The organism is Serratia sp. 4542 (assembly GCF_016805595.1).
Classification (GTDB): domain Bacteria; phylum Pseudomonadota; class Gammaproteobacteria; order Enterobacterales; family Enterobacteriaceae; genus Serratia; species Serratia nevei.
The window spans coordinates 130254-146270 of the sequence record NZ_RXKV01000004.1; the positions used below are offsets into that span (position 1 = coordinate 130254).

The 16017-nt window shown below is 48.8% G+C and carries 16 protein-coding genes and 1 pseudogene; 15 read left to right on the top strand and 2 right to left on the bottom strand.

The features are described from left to right. The first annotated feature begins 141 nt into the window (after window positions 1-141). From EKL15_RS04560 to EKL15_RS04630, 15 genes and pseudogenes are all read left to right on the top strand, one after another. The gene (locus EKL15_RS04560; protein ID WP_180548523.1) at window positions 142-534 is read left to right on the top strand and encodes a helix-turn-helix domain-containing protein; all 393 of its coding nucleotides are present in this window, start codon (window positions 142-144) and stop codon (window positions 532-534) included. 76 nt (window positions 535-610) lie between these two features. Next, window positions 611-982, top strand: coding sequence for a hypothetical protein (locus tag EKL15_RS04565; RefSeq protein ID WP_203088938.1), 372 nt, complete (start codon window positions 611-613; stop codon window positions 980-982). Window positions 983-994: 12 nt separating this feature from the next. Then, window positions 995-1327, top strand: coding sequence for a hypothetical protein (locus tag EKL15_RS04570; protein WP_075205906.1), 333 nt, complete (start codon window positions 995-997; stop codon window positions 1325-1327). Window positions 1328-1391: 64 nt separating this feature from the next. Further along, the gene (locus EKL15_RS04575; RefSeq protein ID WP_203088940.1) at window positions 1392-4106 is read left to right on the top strand and encodes a tape measure protein; all 2715 of its coding nucleotides are present in this window, start codon (window positions 1392-1394) and stop codon (window positions 4104-4106) included. Between the two features lie 37 nt (window positions 4107-4143). Beyond that, a complete protein-coding gene (locus EKL15_RS04580) occupies window positions 4144-4611 on the top strand; it encodes a hypothetical protein (RefSeq protein ID WP_046688430.1) in 468 nt (155 codons plus the stop codon). Beyond that, on the top strand, window positions 4612-5082 hold the full coding sequence (locus EKL15_RS04585; protein ID WP_197797564.1) for a DUF1833 family protein: 471 nt from the start codon (window positions 4612-4614) through the stop codon (window positions 5080-5082). Next, a complete protein-coding gene (locus EKL15_RS04590; RefSeq protein ID WP_238423620.1) occupies window positions 5075-5494 on the top strand; it encodes an NlpC/P60 family protein in 420 nt (139 codons plus the stop codon). The genes EKL15_RS04585 and EKL15_RS04590 overlap by 8 nt, the downstream gene beginning before the upstream one ends. After that, a complete protein-coding gene (locus EKL15_RS04595) occupies window positions 5454-7946 on the top strand; it encodes a host specificity factor TipJ family phage tail protein (RefSeq protein WP_197830748.1) in 2493 nt (830 codons plus the stop codon). The genes EKL15_RS04590 and EKL15_RS04595 overlap by 41 nt, the downstream gene beginning before the upstream one ends. Next, the gene (locus EKL15_RS04600; protein WP_203088942.1) at window positions 7947-9734 is read left to right on the top strand and encodes an SGNH/GDSL hydrolase family protein; all 1788 of its coding nucleotides are present in this window, start codon (window positions 7947-7949) and stop codon (window positions 9732-9734) included. Further along, window positions 9735-10451, top strand: a complete 717-nt coding sequence (locus EKL15_RS04605) for a hypothetical protein (RefSeq protein ID WP_203088944.1) — start codon at window positions 9735-9737, stop codon at window positions 10449-10451. It abuts the gene before it with no gap. A gap of 425 nt (window positions 10452-10876) precedes the next feature. After that, a complete protein-coding gene (gene umuD, locus EKL15_RS04610) occupies window positions 10877-11299 on the top strand; it encodes a translesion error-prone DNA polymerase V autoproteolytic subunit (RefSeq protein WP_203088946.1) in 423 nt (140 codons plus the stop codon). Continuing rightward, entirely contained in the window at window positions 11299-12567 is a 1269-nt protein-coding gene (gene umuC / locus EKL15_RS04615) for a translesion error-prone DNA polymerase V subunit UmuC (protein WP_203088955.1), read from the top strand. The genes umuD and umuC overlap by 1 nt, the downstream gene beginning before the upstream one ends. Window positions 12568-12920: 353 nt before the next feature. Continuing rightward, on the top strand, window positions 12921-13343 hold the full coding sequence (locus tag EKL15_RS04620) for a hypothetical protein (RefSeq protein WP_203088957.1): 423 nt from the start codon (window positions 12921-12923) through the stop codon (window positions 13341-13343). Then, window positions 13340-14410 carry a hypothetical protein gene (locus EKL15_RS24660; RefSeq protein WP_238423622.1) on the top strand — a complete coding sequence of 357 codons (1071 nt, stop codon included), beginning with the start codon at window positions 13340-13342 and terminating at the stop codon, window positions 14408-14410. Before EKL15_RS04620 ends, EKL15_RS24660 begins: the two co-directional genes overlap by 4 nt. Before the next feature lie 445 nt (window positions 14411-14855). Next, window positions 14856-15020: pseudogene (locus EKL15_RS04630) on the top strand (NADP-dependent isocitrate dehydrogenase); the annotation flags it as partial. An 84-nt stretch (window positions 15021-15104) separates the two neighbouring features. Here EKL15_RS04630 and uspF read toward each other — a convergent pair. After that, a complete protein-coding gene (gene uspF / locus EKL15_RS04635; protein WP_060419331.1) occupies window positions 15105-15560 on the bottom strand; it encodes a universal stress protein UspF in 456 nt (151 codons plus the stop codon). 217 nt (window positions 15561-15777) lie between these two features. After that, window positions 15778-16005, bottom strand: coding sequence for a YgdI/YgdR family lipoprotein (locus EKL15_RS04640; RefSeq protein WP_038877767.1), 228 nt, complete (start codon window positions 16003-16005; stop codon window positions 15778-15780). Window positions 16006-16017: the final 12 nt, after the last annotated feature.

Consider the following 16017-nt stretch of genomic DNA (forward strand, 5'->3'; position numbering starts at 1 on the left):
CCCTGGCTGTTCCCGCAGCTGGGGCTTCGCTCTTTGGTGTCAAGTACACCAGGCATAACTTGTTATGTTGAGTATACAAAAGTCATAACTAGTCATGTATGATGATGCTAAAGCCGTTTTGATGAGGTGTCAATACTAACTATGACTAACGATAACTCTGTTGCTTCAAGAATCATTGAGCGTAGAGCGATGATTGGCTGGTCCCAGAATGAGCTGGCGAAGCAATCCGGTGTTGCCGCAGCCCAGATATCAAGATATGAAGCTGGGGTAAATAAACCAAGCAAGCCAGTCGTCGCACGTCTAGCAAATGCTTTGCAGGTTCCCTTCGAGTGGCTGGCTTTCGGAGACACTCTAGACTTTAAAAATGAAAGAAATGAAAGGGGTGAATTGCCTGTTTCAATAGATGTATCTGACGAAGCGTATGCATATATTGAAAAAGAGGCGAAAAGGCTTGGGGTAGACCCTGCTGAGGTTGCTCAAAGCCTGCTCAAGATTGGTCTTGAAGTCTATGAGTTGCAGAAGAAACTAAAGTGACTTTCTACTGTTTTCGTTACCTACTTCGTACCCTTTGCTAAGCTCAGGTCAATCTTTGATTGATGAGGATAGGGATATGACTGAGAAAGAGTGGCTGGATGGCCTAAGACATCTTTCGTATGACCAGATAATTCAGGTTCACTTCGGATTGCAGGAACAAATCAAGGCTCACTATAAGCTTCGTGCTGAAAACAAACATCTTAAGAAAGCTATAGCGCTGTGTGAGCAGCAGATCGCCCTTGCCCCACTGGCGATGAAAGCGCTGAAGGCAAAGCATGAGGCGAATTTGGAAGAGTACCGATCAGTTCTGGGAGACGTTGACCGCGAATTCTATTATCCGGCCCATCATGGCTATCGCCAGTACGCAGTTATACTGCGTCGCCAAAAAGACTTTGATAAGCTTGCGAAGATTGAAGCGAAGAGAAAGTTGGAAGGTTGGGCTGGTTGATATGGGGTATCTATGAAAAAGACTTTATTTTTACTTGCATTGTTTGTTTCTCCATTGGCCATGTCGGCAGAGTATAAAATTTCAATACCTACCGATTCCAAGGCTGTGTATACAGTGTTAGGTAAGGGGGAACGTGATGGTCTGAAAACCATTATTACTAAGCGAGAGGGTAGTTCCGGGGTGTCATACTCTGAGCGTGCTTACGACTGCGTTAATCGCACAGTAAAGTACCTGGGTGATGGCGAGACCCTAGAGCAAATGAAGTTATCCCGCGCTGACCCGAATATGAGCGATATAGTTCCCCAATCAATCGCTGATTATGTAGGTAATGAAGCCTGCAAGTAAAATATTAACCATTAGAAAATAAACCCCGTTCAACCGGGGCTTTTTTATGCCCGGAGATCAGTAAATGGCGGAGCAGGACGGTGGGAGCTTGGTTTACCAAGTTGATATTGAAACTGCAAAGATGGTCACAGGTAGCCGTCAAGCAGCTGTCGTGTTAGGGGAGATGGAAAAACAAGCCAATCGTTCATCTAAAGCCGTTGATGGACTGACATCCTCTGCCGATAGTGCTGGTAGGTCTATGTCTGAGTTTAAATCAGTGTTGAGCGGTGTTGCAAGCGCAATATCAGTTGCTTTGATTATCGATTACGGAAAGGCTTTTTTGACAGTCGCAGATAACATTACGCAACTTCAGTCACGGATCCTCAGGCTATCAACTGATGCCGCAACAGCAATGTCTACGTTTGAAACGTTGACGGCCATAGCATCGACTACTGGCGCTAGCCTCAGGGATACGGCCAAGCTGTGGGAGGCGATGACCTCCGCGCTAAAAGGGACTGGAGCAACCAACACCCAAATACTTGCATTAACTGATACGCTTCAGAAAATAGGGCGAGTTGGCGGCTCTTCTACAGAAGAGATGGCAAATGCATTAAGACAATTCGGCCAGTCTATTTCCTCCGGCACAGTAAGAGCCGAAGAGTTTAACTCCATCCTTGAACAAATGCCTGAACTTGCTAGGCAGATTGGCGCAGGGATGGGGCTATCAATGGGGCAGTTGCGACAAGCAATGCTCGAGGGGAAGTTGAGTGCTCAGGATGCACTTAATGCAATCATGAAGCAGTCATCGGCAGTTAACGATGAATTCTCTAAGCTCCCAAGGACGATGGATCAGGCGAGCAACTCCCTTACGATTTCCCTTCAAAACCTAATTGGGAAAATGAACGAAGCTATGGGCGCTAGCGCAACCATGGTGAAGGTTATTGACTCTATTAGCGCAGCAATAGATAGGCTAAGTGGAAAAACTGAGACGGCATCACAGAAGATTGCAGATCTCACGTCAACTGGCGAAATGTATGCACGAAGAGCAAGAACGTGGTCATGGCTTGGCCTTGATGGCTGGTCAGAACAAAATCAGGCTTTAGCAGCTCTCAGCAACAGAGCTGCCACGCTGATCGGCGACATGAATTCGGTGGCAAAAGCTTCAGAAAATGCAGCCAATGGAACGATTAATTTCAATAACTCAGGCACTACAAACCCTAAGCAAGATGCATTGGTGAAACGTTCTCAGCGACGCATAGAGCTATCGAAACTTGAAGGGGAATCGAGGGCCAGGCTACAGGCAGTATATGATGCTGAAGATGCTGGCATATCTAAGAATGATCCGCGAGTGAAGAAACTCCAAGATCAGTATGCCGAGATAGAGCGAAATACCAAAGCCCAGAAAGAAAGTAATGCGGAGGGCAAGAAATCAGCCAACCAGGCTGAAAGCGTTGCCCAGAAGCTGGCAAACCTGAAGCAGCAGTCTGAGCTTGCTGCGGGCTCAACAAATGAGCTTAGCCGAGAACAGGCGATCCTTACCGCACAGCAATCACTCGGAAAAGGCGCGACGCAAGCACAGGTTACTTTGGCCGGGGAGTATGCCGCTAAAGCATGGGATGCGGCCGCCGCAGCCAAAGGCGTCACTGAGGCGATCAAGGCTATGCCTGAGAAGGCGGAGAATAAATCCTACGCCGAATCCATGCAGAACCTGAAAGTTGCGTTGGACGCAGGGAAGATTGACCTTCAGGAGTACAACACCGCCACCGAAAAAATGGCACTGGAGCACCAGAACAACTTAGCGAAGATTAACGCTCAGGCTGTAGTTAACCCTGTCGCATCTGCACGTGCTGAAGTTGATCCGGTTCAGCAGTTGGCGAATGAGAATGCTCAGAAGCTGGCCCTGATGCAGCAGTATCAACAGCAGGAGCAGGCGATACTGCTGCAGAGTTACCAGCAGGGAAAAATCAGCTATGACCAATTCATCTTGGCTAAACAGGCCACGGATGATCAGTACCTGTCTTTGCGCACAGCCCAAGAGAAGCAATACCAAGAGCAGCAGACGGCGGCGCAATGGCAGCTGTTGAGCCAGCAGAGCCTTGGCTACGACATGCTGACGAGCGCTGTTGATGCTTTCTCTGGTAATGCCTCAAACGCGATTACAGGGCTACTCACCGGCACCATGTCGGCACAAGAGGCGATGCGGTCGCTTGGCAACACCATCCTGAATAGTGTGATAAACAGCATCGTTCAGGTGGGTGTGGAGGCGTTGAAAAACTACATCCTCGGCCAGACGCTTGGCGACGCCTCTGTGGCATCATCTGTGGGTATGGCTGCAACAACGGCGTCAGCCTGGGCGCCGGCGGCCGCAATGGCATCACTGGCAACTCTTGGTGCTAACGCTGCTCCAGCGGCTGCAGGGATAACCTCAACCGTTGGATTGGCTGGTGGGCTAGCTTTGGCTGGAGCGCGTTATAACGGCGGCCCTGTGAGCGCTGGCGCGATGTACCAGGTAGGTGAGCGAGGGAAGCCAGAGATTTACCAAGCGAGCACTGGTAAGCAGTACATGATCCCCGGTGACAACGGCAAGGTGATCAGCAATAAGGACATGCAAGGCGGTGGTGGTATCAACGTGAATGTCAGTATCAACAATACCAACGGTTCATATGTAGATCACCAGGTTAGCAGTGATGGCAATGGCGGAGTCTCGATGGAGATATTTATCGCTGACATGGACAACGGCGGCCCGATGAGCCAAGCCATAAGTCGAAATCATCAGGCCCCTCGTAGGGCAACCCAATAACCCGCTTCGGCGGGTTTTTTATTACCGGGAGAAAACCGTGGCAATACCTTATCCCGACTGGCTATCACTTCCCCAGAAGGCCAACAAGAGCCGCACGATTGATGCCGGGTTCCGCACCGATCAGCCGGCAGTTGGCGCGCCAATCTTCCAGCGCCTGACGGATGACCTTAAAACCACGTGGTCGCTGACGTGGATTTTCACGCTGCAAGAGGATCGGGCATTCGAACAGTGGTATCGCAGCCCTCGTTACCTGGATAACGGCAATCAGTGGTTCACGATGCTTTGCAATCTGGGGGGCTCTGGCCTGCAACTGCAGGAGCTGCATTTTGTGGCACCGCCGGTGCAAACGAGCATCAACGGCAACACGACGACGTGGACGGCGAGCGTAATCACCCGGAAGGTCTACAACCCGGATGACGAGTTCTCGGACGTCATTGTTGAGCTTCCGCCGTATCAGTGGGGGATCATTGATGAAGTGGTTAACCGCGACATGCCGGAGTATTGAATGCCTACCTTACGAGAATTTCAGTCACAGCGGCCCAACCGGATCATCTACGACACGATGACCTTCAGTCATCCGGCGTTTGGCGCTATTCGGCTGGTGGCAAACCAGATATACCCAAAGACGTTCGCCGGCCAGGTGTTTTCAGCCTGCCGGATGGAGGTCGCAGAGAGTCAGCAGAGCAGCACGCCGGTGATCAACTCAACGGTGAAATTCGGGCGCTTGGCACAGGACTTCAAGCAGCAGCTGAAGCTGTGGCGCGCGCACTCACGCATAACGCCTATCTCTGCCACGTATCAGCGTTTCGATGCGGCGGACATGAACACGCCGCTGAAGTCTTGGACGCTCTTTGTGAAAGATGCCTCTCTCGATGAGGCTGACGTAACGTGCTCGCTCACGCTGCAGAACCCGCTAAACAACAACATCGGCTTTCTCTACAACACCACTGAATTCCCAGGACTCGCTAATGCATAAACCTGACTTCATTCACGCCATGGAGGGTAAGCCGTGGCGCGATAGGGCGTGCTCGTTCGACGCAGCTGATTGCTGGGGACTGGTGGTGCTGTATTACCGGCATGTGATCGGCATAGAGATACATCAAACGACGGACTACGAAGCCGGCAGCGACTTTCTGACGTGTTTTTCCGGTGATGTCGTGTTCTGGCATCAGGCCGAGAAAGCGGCCGACGGTAGCATTTTTATCGCGTATTACGGCGGTCAGCCAGCTCACGTCGGTTTGGTCATTGATGGGCAAGCATTCCATAGCCGCGGCGAAGCGGGGCATGTGCGCTTTGACAGGCTGCGGACGCTGGAGCGAGTTTTCACCAAATTGGAGTTTTACGACTATGCCGTTGATCGAAGTTCAGCGCGTGCCGGGGTTGCCTAAAGAACGGCATAACCTTCCCGCCGGCAGCATGTTCTATCCCTGGCTGAAATCGGCCAACCTTCACTGCGATGTTGAAATTCTGCGTAATGGCGTAAAGCTGCAGCCTGATGATGAGCTGAATTTCCCGCTCAACGATGGCGACGTGATCAGCGTGTTCGACCAGCCGAAAAGCGGCACCATTGGGAAGGTTCTCAGCCCAATTTTTGCCCCGATAAAGTTCGTCCAAAAAATCCTGACGTCATTGCTCGGCCAGCCAAGCGCGGGCGTGGCTACAAGCAGCAACGCAAAGACATCACCCAATAACAGCCTGAAAGGGCAAACCAACATTGCGCGAAACGGAGAGGCAAAGCCTGACAACTACGGCCAGGTGCGCGCGTACCCTGACCTGATTCAGGAGTCGCTGTTTGAGTACGACAAGAACATCAAGAAGGTGACCGAGTGGATGAACTTCGGGCTGGGCCGGTATGACGTCACGTCAGTAAGGTACTCAGAATCGAACCTCGGCGCGCTGGCTGGCGCCTCATACCGTATCTACCAGCCAGGCGAGAACCTCCCGCTGATCAATGAAGGGTTCGCTTTCGACGACATCGACGGTCAGGAGCTTCCTGGGCCGAACGAGAGCGGTGATTTCCCAGCAGAAACGGCGACGACGACCACCGACATGGTTTCTGGCGAGTTCATCGCCGGACAGGCAAAGGTGAAAATCAAGCAGAACAGCGATTTCGATTACTTCTATGACCTGCCTAAGCCTCATTCTGTGTCGTTCGTTGTCAACGTCACCTACAACACGGTATCAGGGCCAGTAACGCGCGATATAACGGTATTTGCCGATCTCTTCAGTGCTACGACAACCGACGATGGCGTCCCAGTGAACCCGCAGTATTTCTACGAGTTCACGTTTGTAAATCTGAGCGGCAACGATATCAGCCAGATCCCCGAAGACGCGGTAATCAACACGTCGATATTCACTCTTAACGATAATGAACCTCTGGTAATTGGCCCATCATTCTCTCCGGTTGATGGGACTCAGCTTTGGGTTCATCTGCAGGCGCAATTGGGGCATGGGGACTACGCCAGAACCAGCGTTACATTCTGGAAGGTTGATGATGATAACAACCAGATTCCCGGCACGCTGGAAAGCTACAACATCGGGCTTAACAACGATGATGAGAACGCGGATACAAAATATGGCACGTTCAAATTCACGCCAGTATCTGGTAATGGCCGTTATGCGGTAACGTTCATCCGCACCAACAACAGCAACGATCACTCAATCCTGAAAGTAGAAGCTGTTCACATCGTCAGGACGCGCACCAACGTTGTTTACCCCAATGACACGCTCGTAACCGTTACTGTCACTGCGACAGAGCGCGCAACCAGTGCGAGGGAGCGAAAATATAACGCTCTAATCACCCGTCACGTCATTAGCTACAACCTGGCTACACAGACGGTCGATTACACAGAAAGGCCGTCACGCTCGTTTGCAGACGCGGTATTGCACACCTGGCTAAAGATGGGGGGGCAGCCAGAGTCAAGCATCGACATCTACGAGCTTTACTCTATCGCGGCATCGCTTCCTGAGCCGCGCCTGGGCTACTTCGATTACACCTTCGATGACGAAGACATCTCGCTGGGCTCTCGGGTTCAGACAATCTGTGATGCGGCGACGGTGACCGCATTTTGGGATGGCGGGGTGTTGTCTTTCACTCGCGATGAACGGAAGCCAGGTGCAACGACGGTGTTCAACCGCGCCAACATGAAAGCGGAGGATTACAGCCTTTCCTACGACATGACGCTACCCGGTGGTTTTGATGGGGTAGAGGTCAAGTATCGAAACCCGGTCACGAATAAACAGGCATTCATCCGCTACCGGATCGTCGGCAATGCGATAGAGGAGGGGGAACCGGTAAAGGCGAAGAAGTTCGACATGCTGTTTATCCGCAATTCGTACCAGGCGCGGGATCGGGCATTGAAAGAAGTCCGCCGGCTGCTGTATTCCCGTCAGACGATGTCTATCCGCGCGCTGGCTGATGGTGAATGGGTGAACGTCGGGCAGATGGTGCAGGTAGCCGATATCTACGACGCTAACCAGCAAGATGGTTATATCGTCGCGCGCAACGGCAACAACTTCGACACAAGCGAACGCATCGAATGGGCTGGGGATATGTTTGTCGTCATCACTGATGCGAATGGCACCCCATCAGCGCGCGTTCAGGCATATCCCCGCAGCGATACGACATTCGGTTTTACCGCTGCAGTACCAGCAATAAACCTCAATATATTTGACGGCTACAACGTCCAGTCGCCGTCTCGCTACGTTATTGCCACGCAAATGGAGATGGATGCCACTAAGTGGACGATCACAGAAAAGAAACCGAATGGCGACGGGACAACCTCGTTAACCATGTCTGAATACAACGATGAAATGTATAATTACGAGGTAACTGCATAAATGGCTACCACACCAACTACAAATCCAATACCAAGCGAAGATATTAGGGACTTGAAGTTTAACTCAGGGAAAATAGATGAGTTCACATCATCAATCAATGACTTTTATATTGATAGGTTTGGTGTGAGCAGGCCAACTGCTGTAGGCATTGCTAAAAACGCTTCTATTCTGAAAGAACCATATCTAACGATAGAGCTTGCACAAGCTGATATCAATAGCGGAATTATAAAGAATAACGGTGTTTTTGGTGTTCTTTCTAAAGAATCAAAAAACTCAATTGATATTTACACCAATAATAATGGCGTCCCGGTATTTACAGGGAAAGGTTCTCCAAGTACAGAGTTTGTAAATCACGTAAATAAAATTTCTGTTGATACCGCAGCAAGGACAGATGGTCTAGTTACAGAAAACGGGTCAGCTTATCCATTTGAGGTGGTCGATAAGAAAGGCAAGGGATTGTTGTTCGTTGATAACGAAGGAACATTCAATGCACCTGGTGGAGTAAAATCAAAAAGCATGTCTGTTGAACAGCTCTCTCCGGCAAACATAACTACTCAAAGCATTACTGCAGAATCCGAGCCTGATGATATTTACCCCCTCGCAGAAGTGACACCAGACGGAAGGGTTTTATTTGCTACAGATCCGAAAAGCGGGCGAAAAATCTATCTCGGAGAACCATTGCACAACCACCGAGGCCCCTTGTCCGGTGATTTTTTTGCAATCGGTGATTCTATTACGGCGAATGGGATAAGTGCTTTTGCGACGGTGAATGGGGATACCTACGCAGCCTGCTTCAATGCACTGTCCTGGCACTGCTGGGCAATGCTGCTAACGCTCGGGCGTCTTAAACTCATTGGAGCTTCTGCAACGGGAGGTTATACCGTCTCGCAAATACTTAGTGTCCATCTGCCTAATGCAGTTGCGGCAAAACCGACATTTTGCGTAGTGATGGGTGGGAGAAACGATATTGTTCAAGGGATTGATATCGATACAGTCACTATCCCAGCTTTTAAGAAAATATTTAGAATATTGCGGCAAAAAGGAATAATTCCGGTGGTTTGCACTATGTCAGCACAGGGTAATAGTTCAAATGACACCAGGCGAAGTGCTGAGCATAAGCTCAATGGTTGGCTTCGTGCATATGCCAGAAAATATCGACTTCCACTGGTCGATCTACACCGTTACACAGTTGACCCTCGGACTGGCGACTGGATCTCTGGGTATAACCAAGATGTCTCACACCCTAACGCCATCGGCGCTAAAGCAATGGCAAAGGCGCTTATTGAAGGGTTGCAGGAGTGGACGGCACCAGTATGGCCACCAAGAGCGGATGAACAGGTTAGCATCGGGTTGACCTCTAATTTATTGGCTAACCCCCTGTTTTTGGATAACGACGGTGTAAACCCTAGTGGTTGGACAATTGAAAAAGTGGGCACAGCATCAATCCAGCAGGATGAGGCTATCAAAGGTAACGCATGGAGATTCAGCGGACAAAAAGCATATCACTCTATCTCAGTTATTCCAGGCGCCAAATTAGCCATGGGTTACTTCGTTAATACTGAAGGTTCTCTATTTGAGTGTTACGCCGTGGCAGGAACCAATAGCTCAACGGGATACCTCGCGGGCGTGCGAGGCTGGGACACTAAAGCGGTCACTGATGGGTTTAATTACTTTTATTATGAGTTCGTGGTGCCACAGGACACTGAAATTATCACAATCATTGTGAATTCAGGTTTATCGACAATTTCCCTGGCCCAAATGGGTGTTTTTTCCATTATGGAGTTATAAATGAGAATTATTATTGACGCTGTCATTGATAATGATGATTTGCCGGTTATAAATCCTGCCGCTGGACTTCTTAGTCCTACCCTGCTTGCAGGTTATAAGATGCTAAGCAATCAGGACTTCAGCGGTAATGGCAATCATTTTACGTGGTCTGGTGCATTCGATAGTGTAGGGGCTATTCTGGCAAGTGACGCAAGTCATATAATTACAACTCCAGTGATGGAACGAGATAATATGACGGTGATAATTTGTCAGGAAATCCCGTCAAGCAGTCCTTCTGCATCAATATTAAATAATCTTAATTTAAGTGGTAACCCGTATCAGGGTGTGCGGCTGACAAAATCTGGCGCTGCAGGCTTAACTAATGGTCAGTTTGATGTGGCAAAAAATACCAATGCAATTACTTCTGTAAATGTTGACATTAATAATGGCTGGATGATTAAGGCATACACCTGGAATAATTCAAATCTTCGCATTATTCAACATGCTGGAGGATACACCGATTTTGCTCTAACGAGCAGGACAAAGGGAACTTCTAACCCATTCAGGCTTAATGGCATCCCTTCAAACATTGGCGGTGGTTCTATCACCAGTGGTGCTGCGAGCGGGCATCTTGGGACAGTGTTGTTCTACAACGAGTATATGGATGTCAGCAAGGCAGTGGTATACATGGACATCGTTTCGCAGATCATGGCTGCGCGAGGCGTAACTGGGTTGTAATTATGCGACAGGCAGCGCTAGCGCTGCCTTCTCCAGTCCCACTCAGCATGTAGCCAGATGAGGATCATAGCGCAACTTGATATGAACATGACATCCGGCCAGCGGGTAAAACCGGTTGTGATAGAAGTGACGGATACTAAGGCTGCGATCCGTGTCAGCGCTTTGATGGGCATTGGATTACCAAGCAATGAGAATTAAACCCATATGTTGTAGCTTGGCTATCAATCCATCAAATTGGTTCTGTAGATCAATTTTTCTCTATCGATCGTTAAAATCGATCGCAAAGCTAACTATCACCCTATGACATTCACAAAAACTATCTTTCCTTGCCAATCAATATCCTACCTTTCTACCAAAAATCCGAACTTTCCCCCGTCAAAATCTTGCGCATATACTGTATAAAAACACAGTAACAAGGCAACATTATGACTTTCTTTTATCCAACACCAAACCCATCCAAGCTCAAAATCCCGCTGTTCTCCGACAAGGTGCCGGCGGGGTTTCCCAGTCCTGCAGCAGATTACGTCAGCTCGCGCATCGATCTGAACGAGTACTGCATCAGCCATCCTAATGCGACGTATTTTCTCTATGCGACAGGTGATTCCATGCTTGAGGCCGGAATCACGGAGGGCTCTATGCTTGTGGTTGACCGCAGCATCAGCCCAGCCCATGGCGATATTGTAATTGCCAGCATAGCCGGCGAGTTCACCGTGAAGCGGCTCTGTTTGCATCCTCGCGCGCAATTGGAACCCATGAACCCGAAGTATGAGCCGATTCTGCTTCATGACGGCGGCGACGATCTGGAGGTGATGGGCGTTGTTGTATCTTCGATAACGAGGCTCAAGTGATGTACGCGCTTGCTGATGTGAACAGCTTCTACGCGAGCTGCGAAACGTTGTGGCGCCCAGATCTGCGAGGGCGTCCTGTCGTCGTTTTGTCGAATAACGACGGATGTGTCGTAGCCAGGAGCAAAGAAGCGAAGGCGTTAGGGTTAAAGATGGGAGAGCCCTATTTCAAAATTAAGCGGGAATTTGAGCGCGCAGGGGGCATCGCGTTCAGCAGCAACTATGAGTTATACGCCGACATGTCTCAGCGTGTGATGGCAGTTTTAGAAGAGATGGCGCCACGCGTAGAAGTGTATTCAATCGACGAAAGTTTTCTTGATCTGACTGGCGTTCGTAACTGTATCGATCTGGATACTTTCGGCCGCCAGGTAAGAGCGAAAGTGCTGCGCAATACTGGGCTAACGGTGGGCGTTGGCATTGCCCAAACCAAGACGTTAGCCAAGCTGGCAAATTTCGCGGCAAAGAAGTGGGACAAGACCGGCGGAGTAGTGGATCTATCCAATGAAGGACGCCAGCGCAAATTGATGGGCCTTGTGCCTGTCGATGAGGTTTGGGGTATCGGACGCCGAATTTCGAAAAAACTCAACATGATGGGGATTGAAACGGCACTACAGCTGGCCGACGCGAGCACTACGATGATCCGCAAGCATTTCAGCGTTGTCATTGAGCGAACGGTGCGAGAGTTGCGCGGCCAGCCGTGCCTCGAACTTGAGGAATTTGCGCCGACGAAGCAACAGATCATCTGCAGCCGCAGCTTCGGTGATCGGATCACTGAGTATGACCAGATGCATCAGGCTATTTGCATGTATGCGACGCGTGCCGCTGAGAAGTTGAGGGAGGAGCACCAGTATTGCCGGCATGTCAGCGCGTGGCTCAAAACCAGTCCGTTTTCCATCAATGAGGAATACTACGGCAACACGGCCAGTATAAAACTGAGCACGCCGACGCAGGATACGCGGGACATTATCGCTGCCGCTATGCGCTGTTTGGATGCTATTTGGCAACCCGGCCACCGGTATCAAAAAGGCGGGGTTATGCTGCAGGACTTTTTCAGCCAGGGTGTGGCCCAACTTGGGCTTTTCGATGAATATCAGCCACGGCAGAACAGTGAGCAACTGATGGGTGTGCTTGACCGCATCAATAATTCAGGGAGGGTCCAGCTATGGTTCGCTGGGCAAGGGGCACACCAGTCATGGTCGATGAAGCGCGAGCTACTATCACCAGCATACACAACACGGCTAAGTGATCTTCCACGCGCTCGGGTGTACTAAACCAGTGACAAAATTGCAACTGGCAGTCAACTTTGAGCGAAGAACGGAAATCCGCATTTGTCATTATCGCCAGGATGCAAGGCTAACATTAACATGTGATAATCGTCGGAGAGCAGATCACAAATCATTGCCAAGTAGGTAAAATTTCTTCCCAAAAGATAATTTTAATGATTATGTAGTGAGAGCTAACACTTCTGAAACCAAGCCTTACAAGATGAAAATGTGGAATGGTAGGCGGAAAAACAAGCAGTGGTAGAAGGTGGCCTATGGAAGGCAAAGTGGTTTAAGCTGGTAATTAGTCGGAGAACCTTTCTAGGAAAGGTTTAAATTAATAGGTTTGAGAATGGTGGGGTATGGAATTTTTATACAGAAATGATATTGATACTCACGAAATACAGCAGTGCCCTCCTTTGGATGCACAGCCTGTATCTCTCCTCGCATGGAGGTGGACTTTCGAACCTTATACAGCCAACTGTTTTTCGCCACTAGGCAAAGTGAATCCAAAAAGGATACTCAGCCCTACTATTACTGACAAATGTTCATGCTGGGGCTTATCTATGTATTCTACTCAAGATAAAGCGGAAAGTGTATTCTCTGAGATAGAGAAGAATTTCAAAAAAGCAAGGCAAACCATAGGTACCCACGTCTCTAAAGGGAACCTGGAACCTGAAGATGGTGTAATAACTGAAATTGAAGATAACGGTCATTTTGACTTTCATCCATATACTGGAGTTGATATCAAATTGAAGTTTGAAGTCGTAAGGTGCATTCCATGATTAAGCTAAAAGGCAAGCCAATTAGTACAGGGGATATGCCGAAGTTCAACTGGTATGCAGACCTGATCGACTTTGACGGCCCGTTACTGAGTCTGTTTAAGGGAGAAAGGAACACTGATGCTTTATATATGTGGGTAGATAATGACACGCGTAGAAATAGATGGTGTATTATCCCTGTAGATAGAGTTACTTTAAACGGTTACCTTCAGAAAAAAACCTCGCTAAAAGAAGTTGTGCTTTCAGCCCAAAAAGTGATTTTTTTTAATATGTTTGAAGGGGTTAATGGATTAACAAAAAGATCTTGTATTGAAGTAGCTAGGGATGATTTCCCGGCTGATTATTTTCCCGATGAAGACGCTTACCTTAGCGACATGATTGCAACGCCGGAGGCCATCAGGTTAAGAAATGAAATAACTGAAAATTATATGCTTGGAATTGACAATGAACTTTATACAGACGATCTGTCAACGATCCCTTATATTTTTCAGCAACTATATTCCTTCCACTACGCGCTTGAACACTTAGCAGTAGAATCTGTAAAGAATAGAGTCGTTTCTCTTCTTTCCTCTTGGACTGGAGGAGCATCAGCAGTAAATATTTTCACTGGATTAAGAAGCCTTATTCCAACAATTCACCGGCCACAGGTAAATGCGATCAAGTACAATTCACCTGGGTATATAGAACTAAATCTTCTACCTAAAATAGCCAAAAGTGTTGAATTTTCTATGGATCGCTCCCTTGTTAATTTCAGATTTTACAGGATGGAGAGCTTCTATAATGGCACATATAAATATCTGAAAGAAAATAACATTTCTGGATTTGATTATGAAGGCGTGGACTTGAAAACCATCATAAATGACGATACCGAAAAACATCTGGCTAGACGCGTTTCTATATTTATGAAATTGCTCGGGTGGTCGCAATACCAAAGCACTTTTGACCAGTTAGGAGCGCATCCTCTCCAACAACTCAGAACCATTTTGGCGTACTACCGGCGCTTCAAAAAGTTAAGATACTATGTAGAGCATGATAATCTGTCGATCGGAACATCAAAAATAAAAGACTGACACTGAAAACAAAGCCTATGTCAGAGAACAGCCCTCTCGTTTAATAAGGGTTGTTTTTTTATGTCATCTCCGAAGCTGACATAGTGCTTGTGAACTGCTCTCCATGAGTCAATACAAACTGATGTTAGCAGGGTCCGCTTTTGGCACTGAGCTGCCTGTCAGATTGGCTCTGGGCCTTAGCTGTGTCAGATCAAGTCTGGGCTAATACACTTGAGTCATGGTTGAAATCAGTCATCTGTACTTTCTCACGCTTCCTGCAGCATTTCCTCGATACCCTCTCTGTCGGCTGCTCCATGACGGTGAGCGCAGTCAAAGGCATTATCAAAACCAGATAAAGATTAATTATAATCAAAGGCTTACGAATTACCTAAAATGATACAACCACATAGATTCAATGTGGTTTTTATTATTGCATTCAATTGGTTATGAACTTGACTACAATCTACTGCTGCGCCACATGGGCTGGTTCGAAGCGGCTGACCTGATCGTTAAAGGTATGGAAGGCGCCATCGCCGCCAAGACCGTGACCTATGACTTCGAACGCCTGATGGAAGGCGCTAAGCTGCTGAAATGTTCAGAGTTTGGCGACGCTATCGTTAAACACATGTAAGTGTGTTCAGCGCTTGAATGAGAGCGGGAGCCTTAGGGCTCCCGTTTTTTTATTGTTCAAATATGAGTGAGGTATCGGACAGGCTCAGCGAGCGGCGTTAGCCGATTCACGTACGACCAGCACCGGGCAATTGGCGTGGCGGACGACGGCGGTGGCATTGGAGCCGAGGAGGTAAGTGATCGCAGAAGGGCGGTTGGAACCCATCACGATAATCTCCGCGTTAAGCGCATCAGCGAGTTCCAGGATCTGATCTTTAGGATCGCCGACGGCAACGTGCGTGGTCACTCTATCTTCAGGCACGCTGAATTGTTTTGCCGCTTTTGCCAGCCCCTCGGTCGCTAGCGCAATGGTTTCGTCTTTGGTTTCTATCGCCGCCGTGGCGGCAAAGCCGAAAGCGGCGTAGGTGGCGCGCGACGGGATCACCGCCAGGAAATGGACGTGGGAGTCTTCGAGCCTGGCGAGCGCGTTGACATGCGGGATGACCTGCTGTGTTAATTCCGGCTCGGTAATATCCACGGGAACCAAGATAGTTTTATACATACTCCCTCCTTATCGTTATCAAAAAACTCCACTTTTTGGATTATAGCTGCTTGATGCAGGGAAAGGAGAGATCCCTATGGCAAACCTGAGAACGTTGGCGTTAAATGTCAGGTGGTTATCGACGTTATCGTTAAATTCACGCAAGCACGCCGGTTTTTTCGAGTAGAAAGGGAGCCATTGGCTCCCTTGGTTTTAACTGGCTAAGGTTATCGAAATCTTAATGAGGGATCTCTGAAACCTCTTTGACTTCCGTCTTGTTGATTTGCTGTTTAACGCCATTGGCGTCGGTATAACCGATCAACCCGGCAGCGGTTTCTTTCGGCTTACCGTCACTGATGAGCGTTCGACCGTCGTGGGTATGGATGGCGTAGCTGGTGCGTGTGCAGCCTGACAGTGCGGCGATGGCAACCAGGGCGATCGCGGGAAGAACAAGCGTTTTTTTCATTTGTAGCTCCTT

Excerpts from the sequence above, each read along its gene's own strand:
- EKL15_RS04560 (WP_180548523.1), top strand. The coding sequence starts at position 142 with ATGACTAACGATAACTCTGTTGCTTCAAGAATCATTGAGCGTAGAGCG.
- EKL15_RS04565 (WP_203088938.1), top strand. The coding sequence starts at position 611 with ATGACTGAGAAAGAGTGGCTGGATGGCCTAAGACATCTTTCGTATGAC.
- umuD (WP_203088946.1), top strand. The coding sequence starts at position 10,877 with ATGACTTTCTTTTATCCAACACCAAACCCATCCAAGCTCAAAATCCCG.
- EKL15_RS04600 (WP_203088942.1), top strand. The coding sequence starts at position 7,947 with ATGGCTACCACACCAACTACAAATCCAATACCAAGCGAAGATATTAGG.
- umuC (WP_203088955.1), top strand. The coding sequence starts at position 11,299 with ATGTACGCGCTTGCTGATGTGAACAGCTTCTACGCGAGCTGCGAAACG.
- EKL15_RS04585 (WP_197797564.1), top strand. The coding sequence starts at position 4,612 with ATGCCTACCTTACGAGAATTTCAGTCACAGCGGCCCAACCGGATCATC.
- EKL15_RS04640 (WP_038877767.1), bottom strand. The coding sequence starts at position 16,005 with ATGAAAAAAACGCTTGTTCTTCCCGCGATCGCCCTGGTTGCCATCGCC.
- EKL15_RS04605 (WP_203088944.1), top strand. The coding sequence starts at position 9,735 with ATGAGAATTATTATTGACGCTGTCATTGATAATGATGATTTGCCGGTT.
- EKL15_RS04570 (WP_075205906.1), top strand. The coding sequence starts at position 995 with ATGAAAAAGACTTTATTTTTACTTGCATTGTTTGTTTCTCCATTGGCC.
- uspF (WP_060419331.1), bottom strand. The coding sequence starts at position 15,560 with ATGTATAAAACTATCTTGGTTCCCGTGGATATTACCGAGCCGGAATTA.
- EKL15_RS24660 (WP_238423622.1), top strand. The coding sequence starts at position 13,340 with ATGATTAAGCTAAAAGGCAAGCCAATTAGTACAGGGGATATGCCGAAG.
- EKL15_RS04595 (WP_197830748.1), top strand. The coding sequence starts at position 5,454 with ATGCCGTTGATCGAAGTTCAGCGCGTGCCGGGGTTGCCTAAAGAACGG.
- EKL15_RS04620 (WP_203088957.1), top strand. The coding sequence starts at position 12,921 with ATGGAATTTTTATACAGAAATGATATTGATACTCACGAAATACAGCAG.
- EKL15_RS04590 (WP_238423620.1), top strand. The coding sequence starts at position 5,075 with ATGCATAAACCTGACTTCATTCACGCCATGGAGGGTAAGCCGTGGCGC.
- EKL15_RS04575 (WP_203088940.1), top strand. The coding sequence starts at position 1,392 with ATGGCGGAGCAGGACGGTGGGAGCTTGGTTTACCAAGTTGATATTGAA.